This is a genomic window from Amycolatopsis sp. NPDC101161, assembly GCF_044768185.1.
In the GTDB taxonomy this organism is placed as follows: Bacteria; Actinomycetota; Actinomycetes; order Mycobacteriales; family Pseudonocardiaceae; genus Amycolatopsis.
On record NZ_JBIWPI010000009.1, the window covers coordinates 80,328 to 96,350 of the forward strand.

A 16,023-nucleotide genomic window follows, 5' to 3' on the forward strand; every position below is an offset into this window, starting at 1 on the left:
GGACACGGCCGGATTCCGCGGTGCGGGACCGCCCGGCCTGCGGTATCGGCCGCCGTGTGCGTTCTGTTGCGGGGCGCAAATTGCAAAAATGGACCGAATGGCCTAACGCACTGCGCTCACCAGGAGCTACGCCCCGAAAATCCGCTCACCGACCGCGATCGCGCGGGAACCGGCTGTGGACATCTGGCGAGACTTTCTGCTTGCATGTCGGGCGTCGCCGCCCGGGGGTCGGCGTCGCGTACTCGTTTTCCGCACCTGAGCATGGAAGAAGTGGGACCACATGGCGAGCCGGGCCCGGGAACTCCTGGATCGATCACGCGTCCTGCTGGACCGCTCGCGGGTCGCCGCCGCGCAGTTCCTGACGGCGCCGCCGAAGCACCCCGGGTACCCGGCCGCGCCCGCGGCGGGCCCGGCGATCGCGCAGCTGACACCCCTGGCGGTCCCGCCCGCCCCGCCGGACGACGCCGTGCTGGCCGAGATCTGCGCCAGCGTCGCCCTGCGCGACCTCAACCTGCTCGACCAGCTGCTGGCCCGGCTCGAGGAGCTGGAGGCGGGGGAGGAGGACCACCACCGCCTCGCCGAGCTCTACCAGCTCGACCACCTCGCGACCCGGCTGCGCCGCAACGCCGAGAACCTGCGCGTCCTGGCCGGCCAGGAGACCGCCGACGACGCCGCCCGCGCGACGTCGGTGCTCGACGTCATGCGCGCGGCGATGTCCTCGATCGACCACTACGCCCGGATCACCATCGGCCGCGTGGTGAACCTCGGCGTCGTCGGCTTCGCCGCGGAGGACCTGGGCCGGGTGCTCGCGGAGCTGTTCGACAACGCCGCCAACCAGTCCTCGCCCAGCTCGCCGGTGAACGTCAGCGCGCACCTGACCGAGCAGGGCAGCGTCCTCGTCCGGATCGAGGACGAGGGCATCGGCATCCCGGCCGACCGGATCGACGGCCTCAACGCCCGGCTGGCCGCCGGCGGCGACCTCGACGACGCCGCCGCGCGGCACATGGGCCTCGCGGTGGTCTCCCGGCTCGCCGCCCGCCACGACGTCACCGTGCGGCTGGACCGGCGCAGCCCGCACGGCACCGTGGCCACCGTGCTGCTGCCCACCGGCATCGTCACCGAGCTGGCCGAAAACGCGTGGTCGGGCACCCGGACCGTCACGGTCGAGCCGGTGCAGGCGCCGGCGGGCGAGCCGGCCGCCGTCGGCGGGTTGCCGCGCCGCCGCCCGGGCACCTTCCCCCAGGAAGAGCCGGTACGGGCCGTGCCGCGCAAGCCGAGCCCCCGCCCGCGGCCGCTCGAGACCGGCGGCACCACGGCCAACGGCCTGCCGCGGCGCGTGCCCGGCAGCATCCGCGGTGCCGCGCCCGAACCGCCACCACCGCCCCCGGCCGCCGAACCCGCCGCGAACGGGCACGAGCAGCTGCTCGCCGACCTCGGCGCCTTCGCCGACGGCGAGCGGGCCGCGCTCGCCGAGAACCACCGTGCCCAGCAGGACGAGACGCCCGGAGGAACCGCCTCGTGAGCGCCCCCCACCCGGCCCCGGCGAACTTCGCCTGGCTGCTCGACGACTTCGTGCGCAAGGTCCACGGCGTCAGCCACGCGCTGATCATGAGCGTGGACGGCTTCCCCCTCACCGCGTCCGACTCAGTCGGCGAAGCCGAGGCCGAGCAGCTGGCCGCGATCGCCAGCGGCCTGCTCTCCCTCGCCGGCAACAGCGCGGCGCTGTTCGGGAAGGGCGCCTGTGAGCAGATCATCATCCGGCTCACCCACGGCTACTTCCTGTTCATGGGCATCGGGTCCGGTGCCGGGCTCGCGGTGCTGACCTCGGGCGAGGCGGACATGAAGGTGGTCGCCTACGAGATGACCCAGTTCATCACCAACGCCGGCCACGCGCTCACCCCCGAGGTGCGCGCCGAACTGCGCCAGGTGCTCACCGCGCGCCGCCCCCGGGTGTGATCGAGATGCCCGACAACCAGTCTTTCGGGGGTCCGGGTGGCGGCGCCCCCGGCCCGGGGCGAAGCCCCGGAGAGCACAGGGATGTGATCTCAGTGTCCGAGAAGGACACCGCCTTGCCGCGGCGCAGCCGCCGGATCCGCGCGTACGCGCTCACCGGCGGCCGCACCAGCACCCGGCACCAGCTGCTGGTGGAGACGCTGGTCTCGGTCCCGCGCTACGACCCCGCGCTGAGCGGCACGCTCATGCCCGAGTCGCGCTCGCTCTACGAACGCGCCCGGGCGCGGTGCTCGATCGCCGAGCTGTCGGTCGGGCTCGACCTGCCGCTGGGCGTGGTGCGGGTGCTGATCGGCGACCTCGCGTCCCAGGGCGCGGTGTTCGTCCACCCCACCGCGCACGCCTACCACCACGACACCAACGTGCTCGAGAGGATCCTTGATGGGCTCAAGCGGCTCCCCGCCTGAGGGCGATCTGCTGACGATCTCCGCGAAGATCGTCGTCGCCGGGGGCTTCGGTGTCGGCAAGACCACGTTCGTCGGTGCGGTGTCGGAAGTGCCGCCGATGAGCAACGAGGCCTGGATGACCGAGGCCGGTCAAGGCGTCGACGAGATCCCGCCCGGCGGCAAGTCGACGACGACGGTGGCGATGGACTTCGGCCGGATCACGCTGCGCCCGGACCTGCTGCTGTACCTGTTCGGCACGCCGGGCCAGGCGCGGTTCTGGTTCCTCTGGGACGACCTGAGCCGGGGCGCCCTCGGCGCGGTCGTGCTGGTCGACACCAGCCGGATCGACGAGTCGTTCGCGGCGATCAACTACTTCGAGAACGACTCCGAGCTGCCGTTCGTGGTCGCGGTCAACCAGTTCGAGGGCATGCCGGTGCACGACCTCGACGAGGTGCGCGAGGCGCTCGCGCTCGACCCGAGCGTCCCGCTGGTCACCTGCGACGCCCGCGACCGCGCCTCGACGATCGCCACCTTGACCGAGCTGGTGAGCCACACGCTGTCGCTGGCCGTGCTGTCCGGTCCGCGCGAGCTGGCCGGCAGCGTCCCGAACGCCTGAGAAGGAGAGCGAGCTTCATGCGCAGGGTTCTGATCGTCGGCGCCGGGCAGTCCGGCTTGCAGCTGGCCCTCGGCCTGCAGGCGAAGGGCTACGACGTCACGGTGATGTCCGCGCGGACACCGGAGGAGATCCGGAACGGGCGCGTGATGTCGACGCAGTGCATGTTCCACGACGCGCTGCAGCACGAGCGGGACCTCGGGATCAACCAGTGGGAGGCCGACACCGTCAACGTCGAAGGCCTCGGCGTGTCGGTGGCCGCGCCGGACGGCGGCCGCGCGCTCGACTGGTTCGCCGAGCTGGACCACGTCGCGCAGTCCGTCGACCAGCGGGTCAAGATGGCGGGCTGGCTGGAGCTGTTCGAGGACCGCGGCGGCAAGCTGGTCATCCACGGCGTGATGACGTCCGAACTGGACGCGCTGGCGCGGCTCTACGACCTGGTGATCATCTCGGCGGGCAAGGGCGAGCTGGTCCAGCTGTTCGACCGCGTGCCCGAGCGTTCGCCGTACAGGAAACCGATGCGCGCGCTGTCGCTGGCCTACGCCCACGGCGTCCGGCCGCGGCCGGAGCACCCGGACAAGATGGCGGTGCGGTTCAACATCGTGCCCGGCGTCGGCGAGCTGTTCATGATCCCCGCCTACACCCTGAGCGGGAACTGCGACATCCTCTTCTTCGAGGGCGTCCCCGGCGGGCCGCTGGACTGCTTCGACGACCGCCCGGGCCCGGCCGAGCACTTCGCGCGGATCCTCGACCTGATGAAGCAGTTCGTGCCGTGGGAGTACGACCGCTGCCGCGACGCCGAGCTCACCGACGCGAAGGCCACGCTGGCCGGCGGCTACACGCCCGTCGTGCGCCGGCCGGTCGGCACCCTGCCCGGCGGGGCGATCGTGCTGGGCATGGCCGACGTCGTCGTCGCGAACGACCCGATCACCGGCCAGGGCTCGAACAACGCGAGCCACTGCGCGGCCACCTACCTGGACGCGATCGTCGAGCGCGGCGAGGAGCCGTTCGACGCCGGGTGGATGGACGCCACGTTCGAGCGCTACTGGGAGTACGCCCGGCACGTCACCGAATGGACCAACGCGCTGCTGCTCCCGCCGCCCCCGCACGTGCTCCAGATCCTCGGCGTGGCCGGCCAGAATCCCGCGGTCGCGCGGCGGTTCGCCAACGGGTTCACCGATCCGACGGACTTCCAGAACTGGTTCATGGACCCGGCACTCTGGGAGAAGTACCTGGCAGAGGTCTAGATCGCACTGTCGCCGGGGGACGATTCGGGCTACGGTAACTACGTAGCGTGAAGGGCGACCTCGGAGGTGCGTGGCATGCGGGCGATGTGGAAGGGCTCGGTGTCGTTCGGGCTGGTGAGCATCCCGATCCAGCTGTACGCGGCCACCGAGAACAAGAACGTCTCCCTCCGCCAGGTGCACGAGGCCGACGGCGGCCGCATCCAGTACAAGCGCTTCTGCACGATCGACGGCGCCGAGGTGCCCTACGCCGAGATCGCCAAGGGCTACGAGCTGCCCGACGGCGAGATGGTCGTGATCACCGACACCGAGATGGCCGACCTGCCACTGCCCACCCAGCGCACGATCGACGTGCTGGAGTTCGTGCCGCTCGAGTCGATCGACCCGATCCAGTACGACCGGACGTACTACCTGGAGCCGCAGAAGAACGCGGTGAAGCCGTACATCGTGCTGCGGGACGCGCTGCACAAGTCGAGCCAGGTCGCGATCGCCAAGGTCGCGGTGCGGCAGCGGGAGAGCATGGCGGTGCTGCGGGTGCACGCCGACGTGCTGGTGATGACGACGATGCTGTGGCCGGACGAGGTCCGCGAGCCCGACTTCCCGTTCCTGCGCGACGACCCGCCGCAGATCCGGCCGCAGGAGCTGACCATGGCCGGGTCGCTGATCGACTCGCTGGCCGAGCCCGTGTTCGAGCCGGAGAAGTACCACGACCACTACCGCGAGGCCCTCGAGGAGATGATCGAGGCCAAGGTGGCGGGGGAGGAGACGACCAAGCCCGCCGCGGTGACCGCGAAGGCCGACGTCGTCGACCTGATGGCCGCGCTTCAGGCCAGTGTGGACGCCGCCAAGAAGTCCCGCGGGGCGAAGTCCTCTTCGGAGGAGTCCGATGAGGACGGCGAGCCGGCCGCGAAGAAGAAGCCGGCGCCGCGGAAGCGGGCGCCGAAGTCGGCCTGATCCCCGGACGGGTGGTCGGGGCGACACGCCGTCGCGGTCGTCCCGCCTCCGCGTGGTTCGCGGTGGTACCAAGGGGTATGGAATGCGCTTCGTGTGATGCGGGCATCGACCACTGCCACGGCACGCTGGTGGTGCACCCGGAAGGCGGATTCACCGAGTGCACCGACGCGGCCTGTTCGGACGGTGACCGGGTCCGGCACGGCCTGATCGTCGACTGCCAGGCGCTCGGCAACGGGTGCGCCTGCGCCGCCGCACCCGGAAAACCCCTGCTGCGCCAAGCTTCCTGAGCCTCCCGCCAGGATCCGTGAAGGCCTTCCCGCCGCGCTTCGCCGTCGGCCGGGGAGGCCTTCACGGCGTTTGCGGAGGGTGCGGACGTAACACGATCGTGTATGCAGCTGTGTACACGGGCTTGGCGATGTGCTAACACTTACGGGGGTCCTTCGGCTCTCCCTCCCCCTCGGAGCCGGAGGACCCTTTTTCGCGCCTACCCGCCTGCGCGGCCGCGGGCCGGTCCCGGCCGCCGCGCGACAGCGGGCAGGCCGGGAGCCGGGAGCGCGTGGCGCGGTCGCGGATTCGCGGCAGAATTTGCTCTGCGCTTACCTTTCCGCGGTTCCCTTTCTTCGCCGCGATTGTGGCGGTGAAAAAGCCGAACGGCCTGACACGGCGAGCATTGCTGCTACGCCGTGCCAGGCCGTTGGTCACTAGCGGGCTAGTGGATCAGTACCAGTGCGCACGCCCACCGATCCGGCGGCCCGTGCCGCCCAGGATGGCCAGTGCCACACCGGCCACCGCGAGGATGATGCCGATGGTGTAAAGCACCGGGATACCCACGATGAACCCGATGATCAGGAGAATTACACCGAGAACGATCACTTTGACACACACTCCTTCGCATGGGACCCGTCCGGCATGCCGGCCGGGCGGATGCGCTGTCACGGGGAGGATGGCCACTTTCCCGCGGTGGCAAACTGCGTCAAATGGAGCAATCTCGGATCAGTACCGGTAGTGATCGAGCTTGTACGGACCTTCGACGTCGACGCCGATGTATTCCGCCTGGGCCTTCGTCAGCTTGGTGAGTTTCACACCGAGTGCGTCGAGGTGCAGCCGGGCCACCTTCTCGTCGAGGTGCTTGGGCAGCCGGTGGACGTCGGTGGCGTACTCGCCGGGCTTGGCGAACAGCTCGATCTGCGCGATGGCCTGGTTGGTGAACGAGTTCGACATCACGAACGACGGGTGGCCGGTCGCGTTGCCGAGGTTCATCAGGCGGCCTTCGGAGAGCACGATGATCGCGTGGCCGTCCGGGAACGTCCACTCGTGCACCTGCGGCTTGATCTCCTTCTTCACGATCCCGGGCAGCTTCGCCAGCCCGGCCATGTCGATCTCGTTGTCGAAGTGCCCGACGTTCGCGACGATCGCGTTGTGCTTCATCCGGCTCATCTGGTCCGCCGAGATGATGCCGAAGTTGCCGGTGGTGGTGATGAAGATGTCGGCCGTCCCGACGACGTCGTCCAGCTCCACGACGTCGAGCCCGTCCATCGCCGCCTGCAGCGCGCAGATCGGGTCGATCTCGGTGACCGCGACCCGGGCGCCCTGCCCGCGCAGCGCCTCGACCGCGCCCTTGCCGACGTCGCCGTAGCCGCAGACGACCACGCGCTTGCCGCCGATCATCACGTCCGTCGCGCGGTTCAGACCGTCCACAAGGGAGTGCCGGATGCCGTACTTGTTGTCGAACTTGGACTTCGTGACGGAGTCGTTGACGTTCATCGCGGGGAAGAGCAGCTCGCCGTCCTTGGCGAGCTTGTAGAGCCGCTTGACGCCGTTGGTCGTCTCCTCGGTGACGCCGCGGATCTCCTTGGCCATGCGGGTGAAGCGGTCGCCGTCGGCCGCGAGGCTCGCGCGCAGCGTCTCGAGGACGATCCGGTACTCCTCGGCGTCCTCTTCGGACGGTTGCGGCACCGCGCCCGCGGCTTCGAACTCGACGCCCTTGTGCACGAGGAGGGTGGCGTCGCCGCCGTCGTCGAGGATCATGTTCGGCGCCTGGCCGCCCGGGAAGGCGAAGAGCCGGTCGGTGCACCACCAGTACTCTTCGAGCGTCTCGCCCTTCCAGGCGAACACGGACGTGCCGGCCGGGGCGTCGACGGAGCCCTCCGGGCCGACGACGACCGCGGCGGCGGCCTCGTCCTGGGTCGAGAAGATGTTGCAGGACACCCAGCGCACCTCGGCGCCGAGGGCGACCAGCGTCTCGATGAGCACGGCGGTCTGGACGGTCATGTGCAGCGACCCGGCGATGCGGGCGCCCTTCAGCGGCTGCGTGGCGGCGTATTCGCGGCGGATCGCCATCAGGCCGGGCATCTCGTGCTCGGCCAGCCGCAGCTGGGTGCGGCCGGTGTCGGCGAGGGACAGGTCGGCGACGGCGAAGTCGAGGCCATTGCGGGTCTGCAGTTTGTCACTCATGCTTCGGTGCACTCCGGAGTTCGTCGGGATGCGCTCGGGAGGCAGCACGGAAGCCCGTGCGGACAAGAGAAAGGCACCTCCCTCGCGGGAGGCGCCCTTGGAGTCGTGGTGCGGGCCGAGCGTGGCGGAAAGAGTTCCGTCGCAGCGCCTCTCGGCCCGTGACCAGGATGGCAAAGCCGCCGGGAGGCTGTCAAGCGAGCGAGCGGGCCATGAGAACGTCGTCGACGTCGTGGCCGTCGACGCGGAATTCGGCCCGCAGCACGCCTTCCACGACGAATCCGCACGCCTCGTAGACGCGGCGGGCGGCGGTGTTGTGACCCAGCACGCGCAGCGTCACCTTGCGCGCGCCGCGCCGGCCCGCCTCGGCCACGGCGGCGTCGACGAGCCGCCGCGCGATGCCGAGCCGGCGCCGGTCCGGGTCGACGGCGAGCCCGCCGATGACCCGCACGTGGGCGTGGGCGGGGATGCCGAAGCCCTCGCCCAGGCGGACGTAGCCGGCGACCTCGCCGTCGTGTTCCGCGACGAGGACGTCTTCGGGCCGGCAGTGCTCGTCGAAGAACGGCGTGCCGGGCGGGGGCGGGGGAGCGGGGGACATCTCCGTCGTCCAGGTGCGTTGGTCGAGCTTCGCGAGCACGGCTTCGTCGTCGGCTCGCGCCGTCCGGATGGTGGTCAACCGAGTGCCTGCCAAGCCTGCTCGACGATCCCGGCCAGCTCCCGGGCGTCGTGGTTGCCTTCGCTGCTCAGGCTCCGCACCGCGACGGTCAAGCCCGGGCCGGTGCGCTGGCAGTTCAGGACGAAGGACTGGTCCGGCTCCGGGGTCGAGCCGGGTGCGGCCGGGGCGTTGTGCACCAGGCACTGCACGGCGCCGAAGCGCACCAGCTCGGTGCCCGGTTTGGCCTCGCCGAGGGCCTGGACGTCTTCGTAGGGCGCGAACAGCTCCGGCGACGGCGCGCGCACGGCGACCAGCTGGAAGGACCGCAGCAGCCCCTCGTCCTGGTAGTCCTGGACGACGGCTCCGGCGCCGGCGTAGGCCGCCGACACGCGCGCGGCCGTCTCCTGGTCCGTCTTGGCGATGCGGTCGATCCGGGCCTTGCCGCGCGTGGCGTCGACCTTCGCGATCGCGTCCTGGGCCTTGCTCAGGCCGCCGAGGATCGCCGGCGCGGCCGGGGCCTGCCCGCTCGGGCCGTCGAACAGGCTCAGCGCCAGCCACGGCACGCCGACGAGGACCGCGCCGACGAGGACGCCGAGCAGGCCGGCGACGACCGGCCGGGCGAGCAGCGGGCGCGGTGGGGGTGCCACGGTCGGCGGCGGTCCGGGTGCGGGTTCGAGCGGGAATCCCTCGGTCACCCGGGAATCCTGGCGCACTCCGGTCCGTCCCGGGAAGGGAATTCCGCCCCGCGGGGTCAGATCAGGTGCGCACGCCGCCAGATGCCTTCCGACCGGCCGCCGATCAGCCCCGCCTCGCGCAGGAACGGCACGATCTTCTCGGCCATCCACCGCCGCGTCTCGTGGAAGTGCGGGTTGGCGAGCGCCGCGGCGCGGCCCTCGCGCGGGTCGATCCCGACGCTGCGGTAGACCCGCGGGTCGACCATGCTGTCGATGACACCGAACGCGACCAGCGCGGTCCGCACCCGGTGCCGCTGCAGCGCCGCCTTCGACAGCTTCGGCGTCTCCCGCAGCACCTCCTCCTTGGCGAACCGGACGTGCCGGGCCTCCTCGACGACGTGGATCCGGTTGACCGAGCGGATCAGCGGCTGGATGCCGTCGTCGTCCATCATCGACCGCTGCAGCCGGTCGGTGGTCTCCTCGGCGACCAGCACGCTGGCGAACATCGACGGCCCGGCCGCGGTCGCGCCGAACACCTTCGCGGCGCGGTGCACGACCTTCGGGACGCCGTAGCGCGGGACGCCCAGCCGTTCGGCGGTGCGGGCGAACATCACCGAGTGCCGGGTCTCGTCGCCGATCTCGGTCATCGCGTACTGCGCGTGCTCGGTGCGCGCGTCGAGGTCGAAGACGTACCGCGCGAGCAGCTGCATGAGGACGATCTCGAACCACAGGCCGACGCTCATGATGCTGGCGATCTCGTGCTTGGACAGCTCGATCCGCTGCTCCGGCGTCAGCTTCGCCCACAGGTCGGTGCCGTAGAGGGACACGCGCTCCAGCGGCATGTACGCCTTGCCTTCGGCGAGCGGCGCGGCCCAGTCGATGTCGACGTACGGGTCGTAGGAGTTCTTCGCGGAGCTCTTGAGCAGCCTCGCCGCGGTGACGTCCCGGTCCTGGGCCTCGACGCCCATGGCGACCTCCGAAATTAGGGGGTACACGCTGTACTAGCTACTTCGGCAGCGTACACCGGCTCACCGGACTTGAGTAGGCTTCCCGGGTGACCAAGGTCGACGGACGGGCGACGCGGTGGGCGGGCCAGCAGGAACGGCGCCGCGCGGAGTTCGTCGACGCGGCCCTGGCGGCGATCGCGGAACACGGCCCGGACGTCTCGACCGAGCAGATCGCCGAACGCGCAGGCGTCGCCCGGACGCGGCTGTACAAGCACTTCGCCGACGCGGCCGACCTGCAGCGGGCCATCGCCCAGCGCGCGGCCGAACTGGTGACGGCCGAGCTGGAGCCGCTCTGGCACCCGTCAGGCTCGCCGAACGAGATGATCTCGACGGTGATCGCGACGCACCTGCGCTGGCTGACCGAGCACGCCTCCCTGCACCGCTACCTGACCCGCGCGGCACCGGGGCCGACGGACGTCCGCGACACGATCGCCCGCCACCTGAGCGGTCTCTTCACCGGCTACCTGACGGCATTCGGCCGCGACCCCGCCCCGGCGGACACGATCGCGTTCGGCCTGGTCGGCTACGTCGAATCGGCGACGACCCGCTGGCTCGACCACCCGGGCGCGCTCACCCTGGACCAGCTGACCGCCCAGCTCAGCGGCACGATCTGGGCGATGCTCGACCACACGCTCCGGGCGGTCGGCGTCGAACTGGACCCGGACCGGCCCCTGCCGCTTCCGGACGGGCTCTAGTCGTACTGACCTGTGAGGTTGGGACGCGGCCGGCGGGTGGCCGGCCTGCGAGTGCGGCCGGTCCCCACCGTCGCAGCACCCGGACTTTGATGACCCGTCGCTCACGCCAAGATCGTCCGATCACGTGTCACCACGATCGCAACCTCCCCAGGCAGTACGTCTAGTCCTCGCGCGGGAACTCCGCGCGCACCCCCAGCAGCCGCACCGCGCGCGTCAGCTCGAACATCCCCAGCACCTCCTGGGCCGCGCGGTCGATCTCCGCCGCGTCCGACGTCGGCTCGGGGAGCGTGATGCTGTGGGTGTGGGTCAGGAACGGCACGAACCGGACCTTCACCGCGACCCGCGCCGCCGGGCGGCCTTCGTCCAGGACGTCCTGGGACACGCGCTTCGCCAGCGCCGACACCTCCGCCGCCATCTCCGCGGGGTCGGTGAGGTCGCGCTGGAACGTCGTCTCGCGGCTGCGGGAGCGGGCCACGTACGGTGTCGCGCTCACCTCCGCGTCGCTGATCCCGCCGCCGAGCAGGCGCAGCCAGGGGCCGGTCTTCGGGCCGAACCGCGCCGCCAGCCCGGCCGGGTCGGCGCCGGCCAGGTCGAGGACCGTCGCGATGCCCAGCTCGGCGAGCTTCTTCGCCGTCTTGCCGCCGATGCCCCACAGCGCGTCGGTCGGGCGCGCGGCCATGACGTCCCACCAGTTCGCCTGCGTCAGCCGGAAGATCCCGCCGGGCTTGCCGAACCCGGTGGCGAGCTTGGCCCGCAGCTTGTTGTCCCCGATCCCGACCGCGCACGACAGCCCGGTTTCGCGCGCGACGGCGTCCTTGATCGCCACCGCCAGCGCCTCGGGGTCATCGGTCTCGGCGCCGACGAACGCCTCGTCCCAGCCCAGCACCTCCACCACGACGGGGAACTCCCGCACGGCGGCCATGACGTGTTCGGAGACTTCGAGGTAGGCCGGCGGGTCGCTGGGCAGGAAGACGGCGTCCGGGCAGCGTTTGGCGGCGATCCGCAGCGGCATGCCGGACTGGATCCCGAACTCGCGGGCCTCGTACGACGCGGTCGCGACGACGGCGCGTTCCGTGGGGTCGCCGTTGCCGCCGACGACCACGGGCTTGCCGCGCAGCTCCGGGTGGCGGGCGATCTCGACCGCGGCGATGAACTGGTCGAGGTCGACGTGCAGGACCCACTTCACGCCGCCCAGTGTTGCCTCACACGCGGTGGCGCGCCACGTGGGTCCAGACGGTGCCGGTGAGGGCGAGGATCCCGCAGAGCGTCACGCCGGGGTCGGGCAGGACGAGCCCGAGGACCAGCAGCGTCACGGCGACGGCGTCGACGACGATCAGGAGGGCGCTGCGGAGCGCGCGCGACTTCGGGCGCTTGCCCTCGCGGAGGGCGGTGGCCAGGTCAGGGTCGGTGACCTCGAGGTACCGCTCGATCTTCTCGAGCTCGGTGCGATCGTGGTGGCTGAGCATCGGGGTACTCCTTCGGCGCCGAACGCACCGTATCGCCAGAGCGAATACCCAATCGTCCTCCCGACGAACCGCCAATCGCCCTCTCATTTTGTGCTTTTTGCTGCTCCGACCGGGTGATCCGCGCTCCGTGACCGCTCCGGAACGCGTTAGGTTCGCCTGGCACGAGGCCGGTCAGGCCGGCTTCGCGCCGGGTCGAGGCCGGTCAGGACCTTCAAGCAGCGGAGGACTCCATGACCCTGCCCACCGAACCGATCGGCAGCATCCCGCGTCCCGAGTACCTGATCGAGGGGCTCGGCGCCTTCGCGGCCGGACGGATCGACGCCGCCGCGCTCGCCGAGCTGGAAAGCCGGGCGCTGGCCGACACGATCAGCCGGTTCGAGGAGACCGGCTCACCCGTCGTGTCCGACGGCGAACAGGGCAAGCCGAGCTTCGCGACCTACCCGCTGGCGGGGCTGACCGCGCTCGCGCCGGACGGCGTCGTCATCCCCTTCGCCGACGGCCACACCCGCCAGCTGCCGCGGCTGACCGCGGGCCCCTTCCGCTACGCGACGCACGCGGACGCTTACCTGACGCGCGCGAAAGCCCTTACCGGCAAGCCCGTCAAGCAGGCCGTGATCGCCGCTTCGGCGCTCTCGCTGATCTACCCGGCCGACGGCATCGAGGGCTACTCGCAGGACCAGTTCGTCGCCGACCTCGTCGACGAAGCCGAAGCGGACATCCGGCGCAGCCTCGACGCCGGCGCGCACAGCGTCCAGATCGACTTCACCGAGGGGCGGCTGTCGCTGAAGCTCGACCCGTCGGGCGGGCTGCTGCGGCAGTTCGTCGACCTCAACAACGCCGTGCTGGACCGCTTCACGGCGGAGGAGCGCCAGAAGATCGGTGTCCACACCTGCCCGGGCGGCGACCAGGACTCGGTGCACAGCCTCGACGTCGACTACGCGGGCCTGCTGCCGGCGCTTTTCGAGTTGAACGTGGGCAACTTCTACGTCCAGCTCGCGAGCGAGGCCGAGCCGGAACGCGCGTTGCAGGTGATCGCCGACCACCTGGGGGAGGGCCAGCGGATCTTCGTCGGCGTGATCGACCCGATCGACCCGCGGGTCGAGACGCCGGAGGAGGTCCGCGACCGCGTGCTGAGGGCGGCGAAGTACCTGCCGGTGGACCGGCTGGGCACGTGCGACGACTGCGGGTTCTCGCCGTTCGCGGACGACACCTCGACCTCGCGCGACATCGCGTTCGCCAAGATCCGGGCGCGGGTCGAGGGGACGGCGCTGGCGGCCGGGCAGCTGTGACGGCCGGGGCCCGCTCCGGCGGGCCCCTCAGGCCGTCTCGGCGGCGACCTTCAGCCCGAGCGCGACGAGCACGCTGCCGAGCACGGCGTCGAGGCCCCGCCGGACGCGCCCGTCGCCGAAGAACCGCTTGAGCGCGCCGACGACGAGGGCGAGGGCGGCGAACCAGGCGACGGTCCCGGCGGTGGCGATGGCGGCCAGTTCGAGGGTCTGGGCGGTGGAGCCGTCCGCGGGGAGGAACTGGGGGAGCAGGGCGAGGAAGTAGACGGCGACCTTCGGGTTGAGCAGGTTGGTGAAGAGGCCCTGCCGGAAGGCGGCGCCGGCGCCGAGCGACCGGTTCGCGGGGTCGTCACCGAGGTCCCGGTACTCGCCGCGCCGGACGGCGAGCCAGGCCTTGACGCCGAGGAAGACGAGATAGCCGGCCCCGACGAGCTTCACGACGCTGAAGGCGACGGCGGAGGCGGTCAGGACGGCGGCAACGCCGAAGGCGATGGCGACCACCCAGGCGAAGACACCGAGCGCAACCCCGCCCCCGGCGGCGACCCCGGCCCGCCGCCCACCGGCGAGGGAAGACCGGGTGACGACGACGAAGTCCGGCCCGGGTGACATCGCGCCGAGGATCACGACCAGCAGGAACGAGGCGGCGGTGGCACCGGGGATCATGCGGTCGAGCATACGAGGGCCGCGCCAGCGGATTTCGCGGCCGGAGAGGTTCGCGTCACCTTCGTGAAGGTGCATCCGCCCGAGGGTTCCACGTATTCGCCCTTCTTGGTCGTGAACCGCATCGGGCCCCGTTGACCTCGAGATCGTTCGCGATGATGTTGTTCCCGGAGTCATCGCGCCACCGGGCCCAGCAGCCATGACCGCCGGTGGCAGGTGCGGCGGGAGCGGGAGGGCGGAGGCGGTGGTCACGCCGGTGTGCCACCCGACGACGTCGTACGTGACCCGGTCGTTGAACTGCCGGCACAGCGCTCCGGTCGACAACGCCATCAGCGGTGGCGCGTTTTCCCGGCTGAATCCGGATTCGACGCCCTTCTGGAAGATCGTCTTCGGATTGCCTCCCGGCTCCACGCCGAACAGTGATGATCGCGGCGGCGAGGACGAGAGCCGACATGAGGACTCCGCCGCCCAGCAACCAGGGCCAAAGTGGACGCCGGCACTGCGTCGGAGGATCTGGCGCAGCCGGTTCGGGGGCGACGGGTGTGGTCATGCTCTGACTCCTCTTCAGCGCTTGCGCGAGGAGACGGTCGGAAGGCCCACGCTGTTGCGGAGGTGAGCTTCGAGACACCGAAAGGTTCCCGATCCGGGAAGAACCGGTGATCCACTGGTGTTCGCACCGGTGTCGGCCAGAGCACGATGTTCGAATTTGAACTTCCGGTAGGGTCGGCCGAGTGGGCGATCCCAGGGGAGAGAGCATGACGGCTGAGGTGCGGACGCGGGTGCGGATCCCGCTGCGGCTGCACGGCGGCATCGAGGTCGACGCCGAAGCCGTCACCTTCCGGAACCTCGCCGATGGTGGTGAGCACCTCGCCTTCGTCCTCGGTACGCCCGGGGACGTGCCGCTCGTGCGGCCGCACTCCGAATGCCTCACCGGGGACGTCTTCGGGTCCGCGCGCTGCGATTGCGGTCCGCAGCTGGCCGAAGCCGTCGATCGGATCTCCGCCGCCGGTGGTTATCTGCTCTACCTGCGTCAAGAAGGCCGGGGGATCGGCCTCTACAACAAGCTCGACGCCTACGCGCTGCAGGACCAAGGCCTCGACACCTACGCCGCCAACGCCGCGCTCGGCCTGCCCGAGGACGCCCGCGACTACACCGTCGCCGCGCAGATGCTCCAAGCGCTCGGCGTCGCCGAAGTGAACCTGCTGTCGAACAACCCGGACAAGGCCGCGCAGCTCGAAGCGGCCGGGATCGCCGTGCGCGACCGGGTGCCCACCGGCGTCTTCGCCACCGACAACAACGTCCGCTACCTGCGCGCGAAGGCCGAACTCACCGGCCACACCCTGCCCGGGCTGGCCAGCTAGCTGAGGCGCTGGGCCGCCGCGGCCGCCGGGCTCGTGGTGAGCTTCTCCAGCAGTCCGATGAGGACCGTCTGCTCCGACGGCGACAGCGACGCCGCCCACGCCCGCTCGCGCGCGTTGTGCGCCTGGTAGGCGTCGGTCACCGCACCACGCCCCACGTCGGTCAGCGCGAGCCGGACCGCCCGCCGATCCTCGGGGACCTGCGTGCGCGTCACCAGCCCGTCCCGCTCCAGGGTCTTGACCAGTGCCGACACCGCCGCGCGGCTCATCCCGGCCAGCCGCGCCGCGTGGCGGGACTCGAGCGGGCCGGCCAGCCACAGCACGAACAGCACCCGGAACCCGCCCCAGCTCAGGCCGCGCGGGCGGTGCACCGTCGACTCCCAGTCGTAGACCAGCGCGCCCGCCAGCCGGTGCAGCGTGAGGCCGAGCCGCATCGCGACGGGGTCGGTGTCCGGCAGCTCCGCCTTCGTCTTCCCGATCGCGTAGTCGACGAACGAGAGGTAGTCGAGGTCTTCGGCCGGTCGGTCGGTCATGCGGCCAGGTTAGGGGAAGGGGTTCCGCGAG

At 71.1% G+C, this 16,023-nt stretch carries 19 protein-coding genes and 1 riboswitch; of the genes, 10 read left to right on the forward strand and 9 right to left on the reverse strand.

Going from position 1 to position 16,023, the window contains the following annotated elements; translation table 11 throughout:
• The first annotated feature begins 280 nt into the window (after positions 1-280).
• From ACIRSS_RS48980 to ACIRSS_RS49010, 7 genes are all read left to right on the forward strand, one after another.
• On the forward strand, positions 281-1,522 hold the full coding sequence (locus tag ACIRSS_RS48980; protein ID WP_400909063.1) for a sensor histidine kinase: 1,242 nt from the start codon (positions 281-283) through the stop codon (positions 1,520-1,522).
• A complete protein-coding gene (locus ACIRSS_RS48985; RefSeq protein ID WP_125315245.1) occupies positions 1,519-1,956 on the forward strand; it encodes a roadblock/LC7 domain-containing protein in 438 nt (145 codons plus the stop codon). The genes ACIRSS_RS48980 and ACIRSS_RS48985 overlap by 4 nt, the downstream gene beginning before the upstream one ends.
• Positions 1,957-2,048: 92 nt before the next feature.
• Positions 2,049-2,417 (forward strand): DUF742 domain-containing protein, encoded by a 369-nt coding sequence (locus ACIRSS_RS48990; protein WP_086678176.1) that lies wholly within the window; start codon positions 2,049-2,051, stop codon positions 2,415-2,417.
• A complete protein-coding gene (locus tag ACIRSS_RS48995) occupies positions 2,392-3,012 on the forward strand; it encodes a GTP-binding protein (protein ID WP_400909066.1) in 621 nt (206 codons plus the stop codon). The genes ACIRSS_RS48990 and ACIRSS_RS48995 overlap by 26 nt, the downstream gene beginning before the upstream one ends.
• 17 nt (positions 3,013-3,029) lie before the next feature.
• Complete coding sequence (locus ACIRSS_RS49000) at positions 3,030-4,256, forward strand: styrene monooxygenase/indole monooxygenase family protein (protein ID WP_400909069.1); 1,227 nt, start codon at positions 3,030-3,032, stop codon at positions 4,254-4,256.
• A gap of 75 nt (positions 4,257-4,331) precedes the next feature.
• Positions 4,332-5,207 carry a Ku protein gene (locus ACIRSS_RS49005; RefSeq protein WP_400909072.1) on the forward strand — a complete coding sequence of 292 codons (876 nt, stop codon included), beginning with the start codon at positions 4,332-4,334 and terminating at the stop codon, positions 5,205-5,207.
• A 77-nt stretch (positions 5,208-5,284) separates the two neighbouring features.
• Positions 5,285-5,494, forward strand: a complete 210-nt coding sequence (locus ACIRSS_RS49010) for a hypothetical protein (protein ID WP_400909075.1) — start codon at positions 5,285-5,287, stop codon at positions 5,492-5,494.
• A gap of 430 nt (positions 5,495-5,924) precedes the next feature.
• On the opposite strand, the gene ACIRSS_RS49015 is transcribed toward ACIRSS_RS49010, so the two are convergent.
• The 5 genes from ACIRSS_RS49015 to ACIRSS_RS49035 all read right to left on the reverse strand — a co-directional run bounded on the left by ACIRSS_RS49015 (position 5,925) and on the right by ACIRSS_RS49035 (position 9,955).
• The gene (locus ACIRSS_RS49015) at positions 5,925-6,080 is read right to left on the reverse strand and encodes a hypothetical protein (RefSeq protein WP_086678182.1); all 156 of its coding nucleotides are present in this window, start codon (positions 6,078-6,080) and stop codon (positions 5,925-5,927) included.
• A 120-nt stretch (positions 6,081-6,200) separates the two neighbouring features.
• Positions 6,201-7,661, reverse strand: coding sequence for an adenosylhomocysteinase (ahcY, locus tag ACIRSS_RS49020; RefSeq protein ID WP_400909078.1), 1,461 nt, complete (start codon positions 7,659-7,661; stop codon positions 6,201-6,203).
• A gap of 82 nt (positions 7,662-7,743) precedes the next feature.
• Positions 7,744-7,820, reverse strand: a riboswitch (S-adenosyl-L-homocysteine riboswitch).
• 31 nt (positions 7,821-7,851) lie between these two features.
• Entirely contained in the window at positions 7,852-8,334 is a 483-nt protein-coding gene (locus ACIRSS_RS49025) for a GNAT family N-acetyltransferase (protein WP_400909081.1), read from the reverse strand.
• On the reverse strand, positions 8,331-9,008 hold the full coding sequence (locus tag ACIRSS_RS49030) for a hypothetical protein (protein WP_400909084.1): 678 nt from the start codon (positions 9,006-9,008) through the stop codon (positions 8,331-8,333). The genes ACIRSS_RS49025 and ACIRSS_RS49030 overlap by 4 nt, the downstream gene beginning before the upstream one ends.
• A 56-nt stretch (positions 9,009-9,064) precedes the next feature.
• A complete protein-coding gene (locus tag ACIRSS_RS49035; protein ID WP_400909086.1) occupies positions 9,065-9,955 on the reverse strand; it encodes a diiron oxygenase in 891 nt (296 codons plus the stop codon).
• Positions 9,956-10,041: 86 nt separating this feature from the next.
• Here ACIRSS_RS49035 and ACIRSS_RS49040 point away from each other — a divergent pair, with 86 nt between their 5' ends.
• The gene (locus ACIRSS_RS49040) at positions 10,042-10,689 is read left to right on the forward strand and encodes a TetR/AcrR family transcriptional regulator (RefSeq protein WP_400909089.1); all 648 of its coding nucleotides are present in this window, start codon (positions 10,042-10,044) and stop codon (positions 10,687-10,689) included.
• 160 nt (positions 10,690-10,849) lie between these two features.
• On the opposite strand, the gene ACIRSS_RS49045 is transcribed toward ACIRSS_RS49040, so the two are convergent.
• Both ACIRSS_RS49045 and ACIRSS_RS49050 read right to left on the reverse strand, forming a co-directional pair.
• Complete coding sequence (locus ACIRSS_RS49045; protein WP_400909092.1) at positions 10,850-11,875, reverse strand: DNA polymerase IV; 1,026 nt, start codon at positions 11,873-11,875, stop codon at positions 10,850-10,852.
• Between the two features lie 16 nt (positions 11,876-11,891).
• Entirely contained in the window at positions 11,892-12,155 is a 264-nt protein-coding gene (locus tag ACIRSS_RS49050; protein WP_400909094.1) for a DUF3040 domain-containing protein, read from the reverse strand.
• Positions 12,156-12,385: 230 nt separating this feature from the next.
• Between ACIRSS_RS49050 and ACIRSS_RS49055 the strand changes: the two genes are divergently transcribed.
• Entirely contained in the window at positions 12,386-13,444 is a 1,059-nt protein-coding gene (locus ACIRSS_RS49055) for a cobalamin-independent methionine synthase II family protein (RefSeq protein ID WP_400909097.1), read from the forward strand.
• 27 nt (positions 13,445-13,471) lie between these two features.
• Here the strand turns inward: ACIRSS_RS49055 and ACIRSS_RS49060 are convergent, their stop codons facing one another.
• On the reverse strand, positions 13,472-14,104 hold the full coding sequence (locus ACIRSS_RS49060) for a LysE family translocator (RefSeq protein WP_400909100.1): 633 nt from the start codon (positions 14,102-14,104) through the stop codon (positions 13,472-13,474).
• A gap of 752 nt (positions 14,105-14,856) precedes the next feature.
• On the opposite strand from ACIRSS_RS49060, the gene ribA reads away from it, so the two are divergent.
• Complete coding sequence (gene ribA / locus ACIRSS_RS49065; RefSeq protein ID WP_400909103.1) at positions 14,857-15,462, forward strand: GTP cyclohydrolase II; 606 nt, start codon at positions 14,857-14,859, stop codon at positions 15,460-15,462.
• Here ribA and ACIRSS_RS49070 read toward each other — a convergent pair.
• Complete coding sequence (locus tag ACIRSS_RS49070) at positions 15,459-15,992, reverse strand: MarR family winged helix-turn-helix transcriptional regulator (protein WP_400909106.1); 534 nt, start codon at positions 15,990-15,992, stop codon at positions 15,459-15,461. The genes ribA and ACIRSS_RS49070 overlap by 4 nt on opposite strands.
• Between the last annotated feature and the right edge of the window lie 31 nt (positions 15,993-16,023).